17 protein-coding genes are annotated in these 18,704 nt (G+C 43.7%); 15 read left to right on the top strand and 2 right to left on the bottom strand.

The features are described 5' to 3' along the window. Positions 1–63: 63 nt before the first annotated feature. The 13 genes from pyrR (at position 64) to Q1X33_RS07335 (ending at position 14,083) form a co-directional block, all read left to right on the top strand. The gene (gene pyrR, locus Q1X33_RS07395) at positions 64–600 is read left to right on the top strand and encodes a bifunctional pyr operon transcriptional regulator/uracil phosphoribosyltransferase PyrR (RefSeq protein ID WP_005231374.1); all 537 of its coding nucleotides are present in this window, start codon (positions 64–66) and stop codon (positions 598–600) included. 19 nt (positions 601–619) lie between these two features. Next, the gene (locus Q1X33_RS07390; RefSeq protein ID WP_005226119.1) at positions 620–1,900 is read left to right on the top strand and encodes a solute carrier family 23 protein; all 1,281 of its coding nucleotides are present in this window, start codon (positions 620–622) and stop codon (positions 1,898–1,900) included. Positions 1,901–1,947: 47 nt separating this feature from the next. Then, positions 1,948–2,874 carry an aspartate carbamoyltransferase catalytic subunit gene (locus Q1X33_RS07385; RefSeq protein ID WP_005226118.1) on the top strand — a complete coding sequence of 309 codons (927 nt, stop codon included), beginning with the start codon at positions 1,948–1,950 and terminating at the stop codon, positions 2,872–2,874. A 36-nt stretch (positions 2,875–2,910) separates the two neighbouring features. Continuing rightward, positions 2,911–4,194, top strand: a complete 1,284-nt coding sequence (locus tag Q1X33_RS07380; protein WP_005226117.1) for a dihydroorotase — start codon at positions 2,911–2,913, stop codon at positions 4,192–4,194. A 1-nt stretch (position 4,195) separates the two neighbouring features. Then, positions 4,196–5,275 carry a carbamoyl phosphate synthase small subunit gene (locus tag Q1X33_RS07375; protein ID WP_010748372.1) on the top strand — a complete coding sequence of 360 codons (1,080 nt, stop codon included), beginning with the start codon at positions 4,196–4,198 and terminating at the stop codon, positions 5,273–5,275. 1 nt (position 5,276) lies between these two features. After that, positions 5,277–8,462, top strand: a complete 3,186-nt coding sequence (carB, locus tag Q1X33_RS07370) for a carbamoyl-phosphate synthase large subunit (protein ID WP_034868615.1) — start codon at positions 5,277–5,279, stop codon at positions 8,460–8,462. A 21-nt stretch (positions 8,463–8,483) separates the two neighbouring features. Further along, a complete protein-coding gene (locus tag Q1X33_RS07365; RefSeq protein WP_005226114.1) occupies positions 8,484–9,260 on the top strand; it encodes a dihydroorotate dehydrogenase electron transfer subunit in 777 nt (258 codons plus the stop codon). Next, positions 9,260–10,183, top strand: coding sequence for a dihydroorotate dehydrogenase (locus Q1X33_RS07360; RefSeq protein WP_005226113.1), 924 nt, complete (start codon positions 9,260–9,262; stop codon positions 10,181–10,183). The genes Q1X33_RS07365 and Q1X33_RS07360 overlap by 1 nt, the downstream gene beginning before the upstream one ends. Beyond that, positions 10,183–10,902, top strand: a complete 720-nt coding sequence (gene pyrF / locus Q1X33_RS07355) for an orotidine-5'-phosphate decarboxylase (RefSeq protein ID WP_005226112.1) — start codon at positions 10,183–10,185, stop codon at positions 10,900–10,902. Before Q1X33_RS07360 ends, pyrF begins: the two co-directional genes overlap by 1 nt. Next, positions 10,899–11,534, top strand: a complete 636-nt coding sequence (gene pyrE, locus Q1X33_RS07350; RefSeq protein ID WP_005226111.1) for an orotate phosphoribosyltransferase — start codon at positions 10,899–10,901, stop codon at positions 11,532–11,534. Before pyrF ends, pyrE begins: the two co-directional genes overlap by 4 nt. Before the next feature lie 157 nt (positions 11,535–11,691). Further along, the gene (locus Q1X33_RS07345) at positions 11,692–12,369 is read left to right on the top strand and encodes a carbonic anhydrase family protein (RefSeq protein WP_017144366.1); all 678 of its coding nucleotides are present in this window, start codon (positions 11,692–11,694) and stop codon (positions 12,367–12,369) included. 308 nt (positions 12,370–12,677) lie between these two features. Beyond that, complete coding sequence (locus Q1X33_RS07340) at positions 12,678–13,580, top strand: AraC family transcriptional regulator (RefSeq protein ID WP_005226109.1); 903 nt, start codon at positions 12,678–12,680, stop codon at positions 13,578–13,580. A gap of 14 nt (positions 13,581–13,594) precedes the next feature. Continuing rightward, entirely contained in the window at positions 13,595–14,083 is a 489-nt protein-coding gene (locus Q1X33_RS07335; RefSeq protein WP_301969609.1) for a pyridoxamine 5'-phosphate oxidase family protein, read from the top strand. Between the two features lie 251 nt (positions 14,084–14,334). Here the strand turns inward: Q1X33_RS07335 and efbA are convergent, their stop codons facing one another. Together efbA and Q1X33_RS07325 are read right to left on the bottom strand one after the other, a co-directional pair. Beyond that, entirely contained in the window at positions 14,335–16,035 is a 1,701-nt protein-coding gene (gene efbA / locus Q1X33_RS07330) for a fibronectin-binding protein EfbA (protein WP_005226107.1), read from the bottom strand. Between the two features lie 108 nt (positions 16,036–16,143). Further along, positions 16,144–16,542 carry a DUF1622 domain-containing protein gene (locus Q1X33_RS07325; RefSeq protein ID WP_010748365.1) on the bottom strand — a complete coding sequence of 133 codons (399 nt, stop codon included), beginning with the start codon at positions 16,540–16,542 and terminating at the stop codon, positions 16,144–16,146. A gap of 126 nt (positions 16,543–16,668) precedes the next feature. Here Q1X33_RS07325 and Q1X33_RS07320 point away from each other — a divergent pair, with 126 nt between their 5' ends. Further along, a complete protein-coding gene (locus Q1X33_RS07320; protein WP_005226105.1) occupies positions 16,669–17,247 on the top strand; it encodes a hypothetical protein in 579 nt (192 codons plus the stop codon). Between the two features lie 374 nt (positions 17,248–17,621). Further along, positions 17,622–18,674, top strand: coding sequence for a tryptophan ABC transporter substrate-binding protein (trpX, locus tag Q1X33_RS07315; protein ID WP_005226104.1), 1,053 nt, complete (start codon positions 17,622–17,624; stop codon positions 18,672–18,674). Positions 18,675–18,704: the final 30 nt, after the last annotated feature.

Raw genomic sequence — 18,704 nt, 5'->3', positions numbered from 1 at the left:
ACATGACTCCTACCTCAAGCAGGTAGGAGTTTTTTTATGTTCAAAATTAGGAGGGAATAACATATGGCAGCGAAAGAAGTAGTAGATGCAGTAACAATGAAACGAGCGTTAACGCGGATCACCTATGAAATTATTGAAAGAAATCGAGGCATTGATAACTTGGTGCTGGTAGGGATCAAAACCCGCGGCATCTATATCGCGCAACGAATAGCAGAACGTTTAAAACAACTAGAAGGCGTAGAAGTACCTGTCGGTGAATTGGACATCACCTTGTACCGAGATGACAAAAAGACAGAAGATGATCCAGAGATCCATTCATCAGACATCCCGACTGCCATTGATGGCAAAGAAGTCATCTTGATCGATGATGTCTTGTTTACAGGACGGACGATTCGGGCAGCTTTGGATGCCATCATGGATATTGGTCGACCAAAAAGAATCTCACTCGCCGTTTTAGTTGACCGCGGTCATCGTGAACTGCCGATTCGGGCAGATTTTGTTGGAAAAAATATTCCAACTGCTTTAAGTGAAGAAATTATCGTGGAGATGGAAGAATCAGATGGTTCTGACCGGATCATGATCAATAAAGAAAACGACTAGGAAGAAGAGTGACAGCAACATGCAGAAGCAAGAATTTCGTAATCCAGACGCAGTTTTAGACATCAAAGATCGGCCCAAAGCACTGCCTTGGTTAGGCCTAAGCTTACAACATCTTTTCACGATGTTTGGGGCAACCGTTTTAGTTCCGATCCTCGTTGGGATCAACCCCAGCATCGCTTTAGTTAGTTCAGGTATTGGAACATTGGTTTACTTGGTTACGACGAAAGGGAAGATTCCAGCGTATCTAGGCAGCAGCTTTGCGTTTATCGCAGCGATGCAGATGCTGATGAAATCTGACGGCTACCCAGCTATCGCACAAGGCGCCATCACGACTGGGTTGGTCTACGTGATCGTTTCGATGATCATTAAACGTGCAGGTGCTGCTTGGTTGGATAAGATCTTACCACCGATCATTGTCGGTCCTGTGATTATGGTGATTGGATTAGGGTTAGCCGCTAACGCAGCTCAGAATGCGATGTACAATGACTCAGTCTACGATTTCAAGTACATTCTGGTAGCGTTGGCTACCTTAGGATTAACGATTTTCTTCAATATGTTTCTGCGAGGGTTCTTAGGACTGATTCCGATCCTTCTGGGGATCGTGGGCGGATACTTGATCGCCTTAGCAGCGGGAATCGTCGATGTACAGCCCATCATTGACGCCAACTGGTTTGGCATGCCGAGCTTCGAGATTCCCTTCATTAACTATGAACCAAAACTGTATCTGAATGCGATCACGACGATGGCGCCGATCGCTTTTGTTACCATGACCGAACACATCGGTCATCTGATGGTCTTGAACAAATTAACCAAGCGGAACTTTTTTGAAGAGCCAGGCTTGAACCGAACACTTTTGGGCGATGGTTTTGCTCAAATCGCAGCCGGTCTCGTTGGGGGACCCCCAGTGACAAGTTACGGAGAAAACATCGGGGTTTTAGCAATTACACGGGTCCACAGTGTGTTCGTCATCGGTGGTGCGGCAATTCTAGCCATCGTACTAGGCTTCGTTGGAAAACTAAGCGCATTGATCTTAAGTATTCCTGGTCCAGTCATCTCAGGGATCAGCTTCCTGCTCTTTGGCGTCATCGCTGCCAGCGGGTTAAAAATTTTGATCGACAATAAAATCGATTTTGATCGTAAAAAGAATTTGATCATTGCGTCAGTGATCCTTGTGGTAGGAATCGGCGGGCTTGTCTTCACGGTCGGGACCTTCACCTTATCCGCAATGGCGTTAGCAACTGTCCTAGGAATCTTCTTGAATCTTATTTTACCTGACAGCTCTCGCAGCGAAGAAAAATAACTTGTGCCAACTCATCGTCTAAACAGAATCAAAGGAGGAATTCATTCATGATTATTCAATCCGAAAGAATCAGCTTAAAGCATCTTTTGACGGTCGAAGCATTGACAGACCGTGAAGTGATGGGACTCATCCGCAGAGGACAAGAATTCAAAAGAGGGGCGAAATGGATGCCCCAAAAAGAACAATATTTCGCAACAAATCTCTTTTTTGAGAACAGTACCAGAACCCACAAAAGCTTCGATGTTGCTGAGAAAAAACTAGGGATCGAAGTCATCGAATTTGAAGCCTCCACCAGCTCTGTTCAAAAAGGCGAGACCTTGTATGACACGGTCTTGACGATGTCGGCTTTAGGTGTAGACGTTGCGGTCATTCGCCACGGCGATGAAAACTACTACGACTCTTTGATCCAAAGCAAAACGATCCAGTGCAGTATCATCAATGGCGGGGACGGCAGCGGCCAACACCCAACGCAATGTTTGCTAGATCTGATGACAATCTATGAAGAGTTCGGGCACTTTGACGACTTGAAAGTCGCAATCGTAGGCGACATCACCCACTCACGGGTCGCAAAATCAAACATGCAAATGTTGAAGCGTCTCGGCGCGAAAGTCTTCTTCTCAGGTCCAAAGGAATGGTATGACGAAGAATTTGAAGTATACGGTCACTGGATGCCACTCGACGAATTGGTCGCAGAAGTCGATGTCATGATGATGCTTCGTGTCCAGCACGAGCGCCATGATGGAACGGAAAGCTTTTCAAAAGAAGAATACTTAAAAAATCACGGATTGACCGTCGAACGCGCCGCAAGAATGAAAGAGCATGCGATCATTATGCACCCAGCACCAGTCAATCGCGATGTGGAGTTAGCTGATGCCTTAGTTGAAAGCTTACGCTCGCGAATCATCACCCAGATGTCCAATGGCGTCTTTGTTCGAATGGCAATTCTTGAAGCGGTGTTGAACGGTAAGGCCTAACAGGCAAAAAGGAATGAATTAGAGGAGGAAGTTTACATGAAAACGCTCATTAAAAACGGTAAAATCATCAAAAAAGACAATCACTGTGTTCCTGCAGCAATTTGGATCGAAGACGGAATCATTCGCGGGATCGGTACAGCATTTCCCGAAACAGATTTTGACGAAGTCATCGATGCCAAAGAGCAATTGATCACACCAGGTTTAGTGGATGTTCATGTACACTTCAGAGAACCGGGCTTTGAATACAAAGAAACAATCGAAACGGGCAGCATGGCAGCCGCTCGTGGCGGGTTTACGACAGTTTGCGCAATGCCAAACCTTGACCCAGTTCCTGATACACCAGAAAAATTAGCAGCTGTTTACGAAAAAATCAACGCAGATGCATCAATCAATGTCTTACAATACGCCCCGATCACCGAAAACTTGCGCAGCGAAACGTTGACGGATGCAGCTGGAATGAAAGCCGCGGGGGCATTTGCCTTAACAAATGACGGTGTCGGGGTTCAGACTGCTGGCACAATGTATTTGGCAATGAAGCAAGCCGCCGAAAATGACTTGGCATTGGTTGCCCATACAGAAGATGATTCCTTACTCTTTGGCGGCGTGATGCATGCTGGTAAAAAAGCGGAAGAACTTGGATTGCCAGGGATCTTGAGTGTAACAGAAGCATCTCAAATCGCTCGGGATGTGCTTTTAGCGGAAGCAACAGGAGCCCATTACCATGTCTGCCATGTCTCTACGAAAGAAAGTGTTCGAGTGATTCGAGATGCCAAAAAAGCTGGGATCCATGTGACAGCCGAAGTTTCTCCCCACCATTTGCTTCTCATCGATGAAGATATTCCTGCCGATGAAGGCTTTTGGAAAATGAACCCACCGTTACGTGGGCAAGAAGACCGTGAAGCGTTGATCGAAGGTCTGTTGGATGGCACGATCGATTGTATCGCGACGGATCATGCCCCACATGGCTATGAAGAAAAAATGCAAAGCTTTTTAAAAGCACCATTTGGCATCGTCGGATCAGAATATGCCTTCCAATTGTTGTACACTCATTTTGTGAAAACAGGACGCTTTACTTTGCAGCAGCTAGTGGATTGGATGACCGTGAAACCAGCGTCGCTCTTTGGTCTAAGTGCTGGAACGATGATGGTCGGAGACAAAGCCGACCTGGCAATTTTTGACTTAGAATCAGCTTATAACGTGGATCCTAAGCAATTCCTATCAAAAGGAGTCAATACGCCTTTCGGTGGATGGACGTTATATGGGGATACGAGTTATACATTTGTAAATGGTAAAACAGTATGGCAAAAAGGTGGGCAATAATATGAAGCGTTGGCTTATTTTAGAAGATGGAACATACTTTGAAGGCGAAGGGTTTGGTGCCAGTGTCAATGTTTTTGGTGAGATCGTTTTTACCACAAGCATGACAGGGTATCAAGAAGCCATTACGGATCAAAGCTTTAACGGACAAATCATTACGTTTACGTATCCGATGGTTGGCAATTACGGCGTCAACCGAGACGATTACGAATCAATTTCACCGACTTGTAAAGGGGTTGTTGTGAAAGAACACGCGCGTCTAGCAAGCAATTGGCGGAAGCAGCTGACGTTAGACGAATTTTTAAAACGCAAAAATATTCCAGGGATCGCAGGAATCGATACACGAGCGCTGACGAGAAAGATTCGTCAACACGGGACCATGAAAGCGAGTATCGTTGATGCAGGCGATGTCTTTGATCATGCCTTTGATCAATTAAAAGCGGCGGTTTTACCAACCAATCAAGTGGCACAAGTTTCTACCTCAAAACCTTATCCAAGTCCTGGAACGGGTCGCAATATCGTGGTCATCGACTTCGGCTTGAAGCACAGTATTTTACGGGAGTTGTCACGCCGCAACTGCAATTTAACGATTTTGCCATACAATACGACAGCGCAAGAAATTTTAGACCTCGCACCAGATGGCGTAATGCTGACGAATGGACCAGGAGATCCCAAAAGCTTGCCAGAAGCAATTAAAATGATACAAGGGATTCAAGGCAAGGTACCAATCTTCGGGATTTGTTTAGGCCATCAGCTCTTCTCATTAGCGAATGGGGCAGATACCTATAAAATGAAATTCGGTCACCGCGGATTAAACCATCCGGTAAGAGAGATCGCCACTGGTCGGATCGATTTTACCTCACAAAACCATGGCTTTGCTGTGGATGAAGCATCCATCGATCCAGAAAAACTAATGGTGACCCACGTCGAAGTGAACGATGGCACGATCGAAGGGGTTCGTCATCGCCGTTACCCAGCATTCAGTGTCCAATACCACCCAGATGCGGCACCGGGCCCGCATGATGCAGTCCACTTATTTGACGAATTTTTAGAGATGATCGATGCATGGAAGGAGCAGAACTAATATGCCAAAACGTACAGATATCAAGAAAATCATGGTTATCGGTTCTGGACCGATTATTATAGGACAAGCGGCAGAGTTTGATTATGCCGGTACACAAGCTTGTTTAGCTTTACGAGAAGAAGGCTACGAAGTGGTGTTAGTCAATTCGAATCCCGCAACGATCATGACGGACAAAGAAATTGCTGACAAAGTCTACATTGAACCAATCACATTTGAGTTTGTCTCACGGATTTTACGTAAAGAACAGCCTGATGCAATTTTACCGACATTAGGCGGACAAACGGGCTTGAATATGGCGATGGAATTAGCCAACTCAGGTATTTTGGATGAATTAGGAATTGAGTTGCTAGGAACCAAATTAGCAGCAATCGACCAGGCAGAAGACAGAGATCTATTCAAACAATTAATGGAAGAATTGGATCAACCGATCCCAGAATCAGAAATCGTGTCAACGGTGGAAGCAGCAGTTGAATTTGCGAAAAAAATCGGCTTTCCAATCATTGTTCGTCCAGCATTTACGCTAGGAGGAACGGGCGGTGGCATGTGTAACAATGAAGAAGAACTTCGCCAAATCGCTGAAAACGGCTTGAAGCTCTCGCCAGTGACCCAATGCTTGATTGAACGGAGTATTGCTGGATATAAAGAGATTGAATATGAAGTGATGCGAGATTCTGCTGACAACGCGATCGTCGTTTGTAATATGGAAAACTTCGATCCAGTCGGTATCCACACCGGCGATTCCATCGTCTTTGCGCCGAGCCAAACTTTGTCAGACCATGAATACCAAATGTTACGGGATGCCTCATTAAAAATCATCCGCGCGTTAAAAATCGAAGGTGGCTGTAACGTTCAATTGGCGCTTGATCCTCATAGCTTCAACTACTATGTCATTGAAGTAAATCCACGGGTCTCACGTTCCTCTGCGTTAGCAAGTAAAGCTACAGGGTACCCGATTGCCAAACTGGCAGCGAAAATTGCCGTCGGTTTAACATTGGATGAAATGAAAAATCCAGTCACAGAAACGACATATGCAGAATTTGAACCCGCCCTTGACTATGTCGTCGCAAAAATTCCTCGCTGGCCGTTTGACAAGTTTGAAACTGGGGAACGTCGATTAGGAACACAAATGAAAGCGACGGGTGAAGTGATGGCGATCGGTCGTAATATTGAAGAGTCATTATTAAAAGCCGTTCGTTCATTGGAGATCGGCACACACCATATCGAAATGAAAGAATTAGAAGCTCTTTCTGACAATGATCTGATGGAAAAAGTCATCAAGGCGCAAGATGATCGCCTATTCTACGTCATGGAAGCCATCCGAAGAGGGTACACCATCGAAGATTTGAACGAAATGACGAAAATCGATTTGTTCTTCTTGGATAAGATGCTTCACATCTTTGAGATCGAACAAGCATTAGCAAACGAACCACATTCCCTTGATGTGTTGAAAAAAGCCAAGCAAAACGGCTTTACGGATAAAAAGATTGCTGAGCTGTGGGAAACCACGGAAGCTGAGATCCGCACGCTGCGTCATGAGCAAAAGATTTTGCCCGTCTACAAAATGGTAGATACATGTGCCGCAGAATTTGAATCAGCAACACCTTATTTCTACAGTACCTATGAGTTTGAGAATGAAAGCAAGCGCAGTGAAAAAGAATCTGTTCTTGTCCTAGGTTCTGGACCGATCCGAATCGGACAAGGGGTGGAGTTCGACTATGCAACAGTGCACTCGGTGAAAGCGATCCAAGCTGCTGGCTATGAAGCGATCATCATGAATAGTAATCCTGAAACGGTTTCGACTGACTTTTCTATCTCCGACAAGCTGTACTTTGAACCATTGACCTTAGAGGATGTCTTACACGTCATCGATTTGGAACAACCCATTGGGGTCATCGTCCAATTTGGCGGGCAAACGGCGATCAACTTAGCAGAGCCTTTAGTAAAAGCTGGGGTCAAAATCTTAGGCACCAGCATTGAAGATCTTGATCGTGCCGAAAATCGTGATCTCTTTGAGCAAGCATTACAAGCGCTAGATATTCCGCAACCACCAGGGGATACAGCGACGAACGAACAAGAAGCGATCGCCATCGCTCAAGAAATCGGCTATCCTGTTTTAGTCCGCCCAAGTTATGTCTTAGGGGGACGTGCGATGGAAATCGTGGAAAACCAAGCCGATTTAGAAGATTATATGCGTCATGCAGTGAAAGCATCACCAGAACATCCTGTTTTGGTCGATCGTTACTTGGTCGGTAAAGAATGTGAAGTCGATGCTATCTGTGACGGCAAAACTGTTTTGATTCCTGGAATCATGGAACATATCGAGCGTGCAGGGGTCCATTCAGGAGATTCAATGGCGGTCTATCCACCGCAAAATCTTTCGGATGAACTAATTGCTACGATCGAAGAATATACCAAACGCTTGGCATTAGGTTTAAATTGTATCGGTATGATGAATATCCAATTTGTCATCCATGAGAACAAAGTGTATGTCATTGAAGTAAATCCTCGTGCTAGCCGAACCGTGCCATTTTTAAGCAAGGTAACAGAGATCCCAATGGCCCAAATTGCCACGAAGGCGATTCTCGGGGAAGAGATCACAGCATTAGGTTATCAAGACGGACTTGCGCCAACACCAAATGAAGTACACATCAAAGCACCTGTCTTCTCCTTTACAAAACTTTTAAAAGTCGATACTTACTTAGGCCCTGAAATGAAATCAACGGGTGAAGTAATGGGATCAGACAAAGATTTGGCAAAAGCACTTTATAAAGCTTTTGAGGCATCAGGTCTGCATATTCCTGAATTTGGAAAAGCACTTTTCACCGTTGCAGACGAAAGCAAAGAAGAGGCAGCAGCACTGGCAGCGCGTTTCGTAGAGGTCGGCTTCACCTTATTGGCTACCAATGGAACCGCCGATTACTTTGAAGAAAAAGGACTACAAGTGACTCGGGTTGCCAAGATTTCCGAACAGCAAGCAGAAGAAACGGTTGTTGATTTGATCCGTAAAGGAACGACCCAAGTAGTAGTCAATACCATGGACAAAGATCGCCAAAATGCAACGGAAGACGGATTTATCATCCGCCGTGAAGCGGTGGAACATGGTGTACCGACCTTTACTTCTCTTGATACAGCGGATGCGATTCTAAAAGTGATGGAATCCCGCAGTTTTTCAACGAAAGCAATTTAACGCAGATAAAGGAGTTTTTTGATGAAGCAAGAAATCATGACCATCAGCAAACAGCGTCAACTGGCACCGCGGATTTTTGAAATGACATTGACGGGTGAATTAGTCAATGAGATGAGGACCCCAGGGCAATTTCTACACCTGCGGGTTCCTCAAAATGCCTTTCTTCTTCGCCGACCGATCAGTATCAATCATATCGATGCTGAGAAAAAAGAATGCCGAATCATTTATCGGGTCGAAGGAGATGGCACAAGAATTTTTTCAGAAATGACTGTTGGTGATCCAATCGATGTGATGGGGCCGTTAGGAAATGGGTTTCGCTATCATCATTTAAACCAAGGGGACACTGCATTTATCGTAGGGGGCGGTATCGGTGTACCGCCGCTCTATGAATTATCGAAACGCCTGACGCAACAAGGCGTCCACGTCATTCACTTTTTGGGCTTTGCCAGCAAAGACGTTATGTATTATGAAGAGGAATTTCGCGCACTGGGAGATACGAGGATCGCTACCGATGATGGCAGCGCGGGTTTACAAGGAAATGTTGGCAACCTGTTATTAGCTGCAGAGCAAACACCTGCGGCGGTCTTTGCTTGCGGAAATAACGGTCTTTTAAAAACCACCGCCCAGCTTTTCGAAGACCTTCCAGATGTTCAATTATCCATGGAGGCGCGAATGGCTTGCGGGATGGGTGCCTGTTATGCCTGTGTTTGCCATACGAAAGATGATGAACAAGGCACAAAAAGTGTCAAAGTTTGTGACGAAGGGCCTGTATTTCAGGCGAGAAAGGTGGTCATTTAATGTCGATCAATGTCGAGCTACCCGGATTGAGTCTAAAAAATCCGATCATGCCTGCCAGCGGCTGTTTTGGGTTTGGTGCAGAATATGATAAATATTATGACATCAGTCAATTAGGTGCGGTGATGATCAAAGCGACCACACCTGAACCACGTTTTGGCAATCCGACCCCAAGGGTAGCAGAAACGCCTAGCGGTATGTTAAATGCCATCGGGTTGCAAAATCCTGGGTTAGAAGCGGTCATGAATCAAATTTTACCCGACTTAGCTCAAAAACACCCCGATTTGCCAATCATCGCGAATGTTGCCGGTTCGACCGTCGAAGATTATGTTCTTGTGTGTCAGGAAATCAGTCAGGCAGAAAATGTCAAAGCGATCGAATTGAATATCTCTTGCCCGAACGTCAAGCATGGCGGCATCACGTTCGGAACCGATCCTGCGGTTGCTGGTGCATTGACTGAAGCGGTCAAAAAAGTCTCGCAAGTGCCGATCTATGTCAAACTTTCGCCGAATGTGACGGATATCGTCCCAATTGCACAAGCGATCGAAGCAGGCGGCGCCGACGGGTTTACGATGATCAATACACTTTTAGGCATGCGGATCGATCTAAAAACACGGAAACCAATTTTAGCTAACCAAACAGGGGGCTTGTCTGGTCCGTCAATCAAACCAGTGGCGATTCGCCTGATCAAACAAGTGGCGCAAGTTTCTCAATTACCAATTATTGGCATGGGGGGCGTGATGTCAGTGGATGATGTCCTTGAAATGTATCTGGCAGGTGCTAGTGCTGTTGCAGTCGGAACCGCAAACTTTACCGATCCTTACATTTGCCCAAAGTTGATTGAAGAATTGCCTATACGAATGGCAGAATTAGGAATCCCTTCTTTGGAACAGCTGATAAAAGAAGTGAGAGAGGAGCACATGTGATGAGTGAACGGCCAATTATTGCCTTAGATTTTCCTAACAAACAGGCTATTGAAACTTTTTTAGCGCAATTTCCTATAGAGGAAAAGTTGTTTGTGAAAGTGGGAATGGAGATTTTCTACCAAGAAGGACCAGCGATCGTTACTTGGTTAAAAGACTGTGGTCATGATATTTTTTTAGATTTAAAACTACATGATATTCCCAATACAGTAGGACGAGCAATGGAACGCTTAGCTTCTTTAGGTGTGGCTTTGACGAATGTTCATGCAGCCGGTGGGATCGAAATGATGACTGCTGCTAAAAAAGGCCTGCAGCAAGGAACCCCCGCAGGGCACAAAGTTCCTGATTTGATTGCAGTTACCCAATTGACCTCCACTAGTGAGGCACAAATGCATCATGATCAGCAGATCATGACGTCACTGCAAGAAAGTGTCATGCATTACGCCACTTGTGCCCAAAAAGCTGGGTTAGACGGTGTTGTTTGCTCCGCTCACGAAGCAAAGCAGATCAAACAAAGGACAACGGATGCCTTCATACGCTTGACGCCTGGTATCCGACCAGCTGGCAGTGAAGTTGGTGATCAAAAACGGATCATGACACCTGCACAAGCTCGTAAAGCAGGGGCTACCATGATCGTTGTGGGACGTCCAATCACCCAATCTAAGGCACCGTATGAAAGTTATCTGCAAATAAAACAAGAATGGAAGGAAGCTAGCCAATGAAAGAACAATCCAATCAAATCGCCAAAGATCTTTTAGACATCGAGGCGATTTTCTTACGACCGAATGAACCATTTACTTGGGCAAGCGGCATCAAAAGCCCTATTTACTGCGACAATCGAATTACTATGAGTTATCCACATGTACGTCGCGCCATTGCGAAAGGCTTAGCTGCAGTCATCAAAACGACTTACCCAGAAGCAGAAGTGATTGCAGGGACCGCAACAGCTGGGATTCCCCATGCTGCATGGGTCGCTGAATTGTTAGATTTGCCAATGGTTTATATTCGCAGCAAAGCAAAAGAACACGGTAAAGGCAATCAAATTGAAGGGCGTATTCAACCAAATCAAAAAATGGTCGTCATTGAAGATTTATTGTCAACAGGTGGCAGTGTCTTAGAGGCTTGTGAAGCAGCCAAAAGAGAAGGAGCCGATGTATTAGGCGTCGCTGCGATCTTTACTTACGAGCTGCCTCAAGTCCAAGAAAATTTTGATCAAGCAGGTTTATCCTATGTGACTTTGACAAACTATACAGCGTTGATCGAGTCGGCTTTAGAAACGGGTGCTATTCAAGAATCTGATGTTGCCCTGTTACAAGAGTGGCGTAAAGATCCTGCTGCTTGGTTGAGTGAATAAGGAATTGAAATAAGAAACGGATATGTGAGGGAATGACCAAGCATATTCGTTTTATTTTTACCTATTTTCTGATAGCATTGGGAGAAAGTTTTTTGATAGGAAGGGCTATACCTTGCTGTCAACTTGAATTAGGAGGCTGTTTTTTTTGAAAAGAAATATGGACGTTCCCTGGAGTTATTCCGGAGACAATGGACCTGAACATTGGCACACTTTGTGCGACTGGTATGCACAAGGTGCCGAATTTCCTTACCAATCCCCAATCGCTTTAGTCCACGATGAGACCGAAGAACCCATCGATCAGGACTTGGCTTTTCACTATAAACGAGAGCGGTTCACGGAAAAAGAATTCAAAAATACGATTCACTTCGTTCCTTATAACAAAGAAAGCTATGTCACATTTAAAGGGATCAACTACTATTTGACGGATATTCATTTTCACATGCCGTCTGAACACATTATCGATGACGAGCAGCAAGAGTTAGAGTTTCACCTCGTTCATATGAATGATGACGGTGAAAACTTGGTGGTGGGTATCTTATTCAAACTGACGGATAAACTCAACTGGATCTGCAATCAGCAAGACGACAGCATCTGGGACTTTGAGAACCACACCCAATGGTTTGATCCGAGCATGTTCTTGCCAGAACGCACCCACCATTTTCATTATGTTGGTTCCTTGACGACCCCACCAACGAAAGGGCCAATCAACTGGTTTGTCTTTGACTGGATTGGGGAGATGAGCCGTCGCTTCATTTTAGAATTCCGCGAAGAAGTATTAGAAAATAATAATCGCCCATTACAAGACCGCAAAGATCGGCCTATTTATTTCTATTGATTTATAAAAATGGTTCCTTTTACGTATTTTTTTTCGGACTTCTCTTCTGATTATCCTATAAAACCCGACGTAGTGGGAACCTTCTAGCAATACAATAGCTTAAAAACGAACGGAAAAAAAGACGAAAATCCTCGTCTTTTTTTATTTTCATAGCCATCGAGCACAAAGGCTATGCTAAACTAATCAATAAGCAGGTTCTAAGCATTCGTTTCATTGTGAAATAAAACACAATTAAATCAATTGAAAAAGAGCAGACACGGTAAAGCTTTTTTAGCGAATTATTTTATAGTAAAAGAAAGGAAATTCATATGCATGCATGGGAGGCAATCCAAAAATCAATCGATTATATTGAAGACAATCTTACCGAGCCATTAGAGATCGAAACGTTGGCGCAAGTTGCATCATTGTCCGTTTTTTATTATCAGCGCTTATTCACTCGTTTGGTTAAAATTTCTGTTAGGGAATATATAAAACTGCGTCGTTTGGCAAGAGGTGCGCTTTTATTGAAAAACCAAAAGAAGCGAGTCATTGATGTCGCTTTTGAAGTCGGCTTTAGCAGTCATGCCGTTTTTTCAAGAACGTTTAAAACGGTCTATAGAATTTCACCCTCGCTTTATCAGAAAAAGCCCATTGGCTTACAAAACTTTGATAAGCCAGATCTTTCATTAGGCTATATTGTGACGGAAGAGGGTATCCCATTGATCAGTGAAGGGGTTGTTTTAGAAATCCAGAAAAAAAGCAATCCGCATCCGCTGGTCTTCTATGGTGTCCTCGGTTACTACCCATTCAACTATGGGAAAATGCTAGGGCAACGAACAGGGATCGACCCGATTGAAGAAATTTGGCATGAATTTCTTCAAAAGATTGCCAATCAACCGGGAAAAGCCAACTACCAGATCGGTGTTTCGTTTCCAGGAGATGCGCCAGAAGGCTATTCGAGTTACTTTGTTGGCCAAGTAGGTGATGACTCACAGGGATCGACCTTCAGTGAATGGACGCTACCGGCTCGGGATTACGTTGTTTGCAGTTTTGATACGATTTCAGAGCAACTGATCATCAATATGGGGAAGGCGATGCGCTATACCCGTTTCTGGTTAAAGAAGAAGGGGTGGATTGCTGAGGATTTTTTCCCTGAGCTTTATCAAGAAAGAGAAAATCATGTCGTTCATGTTGAATTATGGATTCCTTTTAAAAAAAGAAGTGAGATGTAAGGAGGAACAGTACAATGACTCAGTTTGAAGAAGGAGTAAAACTACTTGAAGAAAAATTCGGACATTTTAAAGACAATGTGATCGCCCTTGCCACGACTTCTTGTAACGAGAATGACAAGGGAGAAACACAGCCAGTCGTCCGAGAAGTAGATGCTTTTTATGAAGACGGCGTTTTTTACGTGTCAACTCATGAGCAATCAAACAAAATGAAGCAAATCAGTAAGAATTCAGCAGTTGCGATTGCTGTCAGTGGTGAATGGTTTACTGCGATCGGTCAAGGAGAGAATTTAGGGTGGGTGCTAGACCCTAAAAATGCAGAATTAAGAAGCAAAATTCGCAAAGCCTTTGTCTGGTACGACGAAGTTAACAATGAGGATGATAAAGGCTGTTGTTTTCTAGCGATCCGTTTGACCAAAGGAACGTTGAATATCAATCACTGGGAAAAGCTGTATCATTTTGATTTTGAGAAGAAAGTCACTAGGGAGGATGGCGGGATTTATTAGCCAGCAGAACCTATTAGCCGCAGGTGATGTTCAATTGCCATTCTAGCGGATCTAGCAGATATGTTGATGGCTGAATTCTGAGAAGGCTTGCCTTTTGTGGTACAAGCTAAGCAAAATTGTTGTTGAAAGAGCAGTAGATAGAACGAAAAAGCATAAAAACCGATCACAAGCGCTGCGAAGAGGCACGCGCTTGTGATCGGTTTTTTGATTGATTACTTTATGATTTTTGATCCGAATAAACTTAGAAACAGCTAGGACTGTTTTAATCTCAAAATTCCCTCATCAGGTGTCACAAAAAGTGTTTTTTGATTCTCATAAATGACGAATCCAGGCTTGGCACCATTCGGTTTCCGAATATGTTTGACTTGCACGTAGTCCACTGGTACTTGGGCAGATTGACGATATTTTGAGAAATATGCGGCAAGCTCTGCAGCTTCCATTAAGGTTGTCTCACTAGGATCATCCGAACGAATGATGACATGAGAGCCAGGAATATTTTTGGTATGCAGCCAGATATCACTCTTACGAGCTGTTTTTAAGGTCAGTTGGTCATTTTGTAAATTGTTTTTTCCGACGAAAATTTCAGTTCCGTCTGAAGAAAGAAATCGTTCTGGTTGCGAAGGAGCAGCTTTTTTACGCTGTTTCGCCCGATTTTTGACATAGCCTTGTGCGATCAGTTCTTCCCGAATAACCGCCAGATCCATGGGAGAGGCGATTTCTAATTGGGCTAACACGGATTCGAGATACGCGATTTCTTCTTTCGTTTCGGCAATCTGCTGATGGATCAGTTTGACTGCATTTTTTAATTTCTGGTAACGTTGAAAATATTTCTGAGCATTTTGATTGGGAGAAAGAGCAGGATCGAGTTTGATCGTCAAAAGCCGATTCTCATCATAATAATTTTCCAAATCAACTGAAGCAGCACCACGGGGGACTTGATTCATAAAGGTCGTCAAAAGCTCACCTTTTTGACGGAATTCTTCGGCGTTTTCTGAATCGATCAACGTTTGTTGGCGTTTCTTTAACTTCAACTGGTTCCGTTTCAGTTCATTCTCAATTTTTTTCAGTATTTCGCCACCTTGTTGTTTGACCCGATCTCTTTCCGCCTTGTCGTGATAAAACGCATCTAAAAGCTCGCTCAGACTCTGATAATGGGTGACAGTGGTGGTCGCATCGATCAATGTTGGATAGGGAATTGGTGTAAAATATTCCTTTTTCTCTGACTGGAGATAACTTGGTGCTAGCTCCTGGGTAAGCTCTGTAAAGAAAGCTTCCCACTGACGCAGTTTTTCATTGGGATTGGCATTGATTCGAGCGATCAATTCTTCTGCTGTATCGCGGCCTAAGCCTTGGAATCGTTGTTGAAGTTCTTTTGCCGTCAATGGATCAAGAGTAGATAATTCTTCAAAAATTTTGGTGCGAGAGGCTGTGAAAGGATTAAGTGTCGATTGCTTTGGTGGTGCAACATAGACAGCTCCTGGCAATAAGGTACGATACGTATTTTGGGAATGACCAATGTGTTTGATCGTATCGACGATTTTTCCACTCGTCTTATTCATTAATAAAATCGTACTGTGACGGCCCATTAGTTCGACGATCAAGACGAGGGCTTGCAAATCACCTAATTCATCTCGTCGCGTGAAATGAAAATGGATCACACGGTCATTGTCGATTTGTTCGATTGATTCTAAGATCGCCCCTTCTAAATATTTCCGTAGCATCATCAAGAAATTCGGTGGGGTTTCTGGATTGCTATAGGCGATCGTTGTGCATTGTACACGAGCATAGGTGGGGTGTGCGGATAGCAAAAGTTTGTGATTTTTTCCTTGGGAACGAATCACAAATACGACCTCATTTTCATAAGGTTGATGAATTTTGTTTACACGTCCACTGGTTAATTGATTTTGTAATTCTTGGACCATTAAATGGGTAAAGACACCATCAAAAGACATATTGTTTCCCTCTTTTCTTTTAAGGATAGTTTGACTGAGGGATTGATCCTTCCAATGTCAAATATTCCTATCTATTATACCGAAGAATCCAAAGAAAAGCCATGGCAGCTAGCTTTCCTTTTTCTTGGTAGGTTGGTGATCGGTGGTTTGCAGTGCACGCTCGATTTCCTTATTCAAGAAATAAGAGATGACTGTCCGAATAATAACGACGGCAGCTAGACGTACGATGTCTTCGAAAGTAGGGTGGATGATCGTCTCAATAATATCTGCTGCAATCAAGATCTCCAGACCTAATAAAACATAACTCCCTAAATAATTGCGGATAAAATTATTCTCTCTGGCTGCCACCAATCGATCCTTTTCTGTTAATTCGTAGCGCACAAAGTCAATGCCTGCGATCAATACACCCCAAACGATGACAAAAATGGAGAGAAAGTTCAAACAGACAACGATGAAATCGAAGATTGGATTGGCTCCAGACATCAATGAATCAGCTAGATTATGCATAATGACTCCTTTACCGTTTTCTTTTATCTTACCGAATTATCGAAGAAATGTGAAGTTTCTTGACGTTCTAGGAGGGAATTGATAGTATGAATTAATAGTAGGATTTTTAAAAAAGGTGGGCAAATTATGGAACAAGTTAGGAACTTTGTTCATTACACGAAAGAAAAAATAGTTGAAAGCTGGCAAGCTTTTTTAGATGATCTTTATCGAGATCAGAAAAAAACGATTTTCACGCTGATCGGGGGAATTCTTTTCGCACTGGTCTTCGCAGGTTTGATCGTCTTTTCTCAAAATCGTATCAATGCTTCTTTAGTGGATCGGATCGCTTTTGACAAGCTGCCGTCAGAAAAAGTACAGCCATTGCCTTATCTGACTGCAGACAAGACGATTCGTGAAACACGAGCGATCTCGGTGATGTTTAGTAAGCCCAACGGACCTCAACTCGATCAAGTATTTGATCTGATCCAAGCGCAAGAAGATGAGCTGAATCGGACATTTTTTTATTATCCAATCGTCTATGATGCGGCTATTTTCTCCAATGAATACAGCGTTGATCCTGATAAAGTGACGTTTGTTTTTTATGAAGAAGGGGTTGAGAAAAATCGCTTTACCTTTGATTCATTTGAGCAGCCAACGACGGAATTCATCCCAGAATTGAATCGTTTACCGATGTGGACGATTCGTTCTTCTGCCAATGATCGATAAAAAAATCTGACAATTTGACAGAAAATTGTTGACGTTTTTTTATCAATAAGCTAAACTGAATTCAATCAAGAAAGAAAACAAGTTGAGAAGGAGGAACAATCATGAAACTATTTATTCCATTGCAAGTGAAATCATGGCAAAACTGGCGTAGATAGTTGTATTGATGGGACCTCATTCCATAGATACAACTTTTTAGAGAACCTTCTAAAGTGCTGTATCTATGCTGGTAGTTGAATTTATCGCCGCATAGGACAAGCTTCTATGCGGCTTTTGCTTACTTGCAATTGCCGTCACATAGGCAGTTGCTTTTTTTGTTCTCAAAAACCATAAAATGAAAAACACGAAAAACATAAGCAGAAAAAGGAGAATGAAAAATGAAAAACAAGGGATTAATTGTATCGGTTGCCGTTATTTTATTATTTTTAGGAGCGACATTTGTCTATCAGTTAGGAATGAGAAGTGGGACCAATCAAGCTAGTGAGACTTCGGAACCAGTAGAAAAAGCTGAAAAAACAGTCGGGATCCTACAATTTGTCAGTCATGAAGCACTGGATGCGATCACCGAGGGGATCAAAGAAGGCCTTAAAGAATCAGGCTATACCGAAGGGGACAACTTGACGATCGAATTCCAGAACGGTCAAGCGGATCAAAGCAAATTGGCAACGATGAGTCAGCAGCTGCTAAATAAAGATGCCGACGTTTTGGTTGGGGTGGCAACACCCGCAGCACAAGCGTTGGCGAATGTCACTCAGGATGTACCGATCGTTTTAGGAGCGGTCACTGATCCAGTTGGGGCAAATCTGGTGGCAGATATGGATCAACCCGGCGGCAATATCACTGGTGTTTCCGATAAAGCACCAGTTGCTGCACAAATCAAACTCGCAAAAGATTTGCTGCCAGAGGCAAAAACAGTCGGTATTTTGTATTCTTCGACCGAAGACAATTCGAAATACCAAGTGGCAGAAGCAGAAGCTGCTGCCGAAGAAAATGGCTTGACCAGCAAATCGTATGCCGTTCCTTCAAGTAATGAAATTGCACAAATGGTGCAAGTGATGGCACGGGAAGTCGATTTTATCTATATTCCGTTAGACAATACGATCGCAAATGCTATGCAGACCGTAGTTCAAGAAGCCAATAAATCAAAAACACCAATCATTACTTCCGTAGACACGATGGTGGAACAAGGCGGTTTGGCAACGGTCGGACAAGATCAATTTACGATAGGCGTGGAAACTGGGAAGATGGTGGCAGCAATTCTTGATGGGACAGCAGAACCTGCGACAACACCGATCTATACATTCAGCGATGGCGAAACGATCATCAATGAAACTCAGGCGCAGTTATTGGGCATCACTATCCCAGAAAACCTCAAAGACGAGGCGAAACTGATTACAACGACGCCAGAAAGCGAAGCAAGTGACGAGTAATAACCAAGAACAGCGACCACCTGCGATCAT

The organism is Enterococcus sp. B2E4 (genome assembly GCF_030499455.1).
In the GTDB taxonomy this organism is placed as follows: domain Bacteria; phylum Bacillota; class Bacilli; order Lactobacillales; family Enterococcaceae; genus Enterococcus_D; species Enterococcus_D casseliflavus.
This window is presented reverse-complemented; position numbering and strand designations above follow the sequence as displayed.

What these genes read in the sequence shown, in the direction of transcription:
- pyrR (WP_005231374.1), top strand. Translation starts at nt 64, where the DNA reads ATGGCAGCGAAAGAAGTAGTAGATGCAGTAACAATGAAACGAGCGTTA.
- Q1X33_RS07390 (WP_005226119.1), top strand. Translation starts at nt 620, where the DNA reads ATGCAGAAGCAAGAATTTCGTAATCCAGACGCAGTTTTAGACATCAAA.
- Q1X33_RS07385 (WP_005226118.1), top strand. Translation starts at nt 1,948, where the DNA reads ATGATTATTCAATCCGAAAGAATCAGCTTAAAGCATCTTTTGACGGTC.
- Q1X33_RS07380 (WP_005226117.1), top strand. Translation starts at nt 2,911, where the DNA reads ATGAAAACGCTCATTAAAAACGGTAAAATCATCAAAAAAGACAATCAC.
- Q1X33_RS07375 (WP_010748372.1), top strand. Translation starts at nt 4,196, where the DNA reads ATGAAGCGTTGGCTTATTTTAGAAGATGGAACATACTTTGAAGGCGAA.
- carB (WP_034868615.1), top strand. Translation starts at nt 5,277, where the DNA reads ATGCCAAAACGTACAGATATCAAGAAAATCATGGTTATCGGTTCTGGA.
- Q1X33_RS07365 (WP_005226114.1), top strand. Translation starts at nt 8,484, where the DNA reads ATGAAGCAAGAAATCATGACCATCAGCAAACAGCGTCAACTGGCACCG.
- Q1X33_RS07360 (WP_005226113.1), top strand. Translation starts at nt 9,260, where the DNA reads ATGTCGATCAATGTCGAGCTACCCGGATTGAGTCTAAAAAATCCGATC.
- pyrF (WP_005226112.1), top strand. Translation starts at nt 10,183, where the DNA reads ATGAGTGAACGGCCAATTATTGCCTTAGATTTTCCTAACAAACAGGCT.
- pyrE (WP_005226111.1), top strand. Translation starts at nt 10,899, where the DNA reads ATGAAAGAACAATCCAATCAAATCGCCAAAGATCTTTTAGACATCGAG.
- Q1X33_RS07345 (WP_017144366.1), top strand. Translation starts at nt 11,692, where the DNA reads ATGGACGTTCCCTGGAGTTATTCCGGAGACAATGGACCTGAACATTGG.
- Q1X33_RS07340 (WP_005226109.1), top strand. Translation starts at nt 12,678, where the DNA reads ATGCATGCATGGGAGGCAATCCAAAAATCAATCGATTATATTGAAGAC.
- Q1X33_RS07335 (WP_301969609.1), top strand. Translation starts at nt 13,595, where the DNA reads ATGACTCAGTTTGAAGAAGGAGTAAAACTACTTGAAGAAAAATTCGGA.
- efbA (WP_005226107.1), bottom strand. Translation starts at nt 16,035, where the DNA reads ATGTCTTTTGATGGTGTCTTTACCCATTTAATGGTCCAAGAATTACAA.
- Q1X33_RS07325 (WP_010748365.1), bottom strand. Translation starts at nt 16,542, where the DNA reads ATGCATAATCTAGCTGATTCATTGATGTCTGGAGCCAATCCAATCTTC.
- Q1X33_RS07320 (WP_005226105.1), top strand. Translation starts at nt 16,669, where the DNA reads ATGGAACAAGTTAGGAACTTTGTTCATTACACGAAAGAAAAAATAGTT.
- trpX (WP_005226104.1), top strand. Translation starts at nt 17,622, where the DNA reads ATGAAAAACAAGGGATTAATTGTATCGGTTGCCGTTATTTTATTATTT.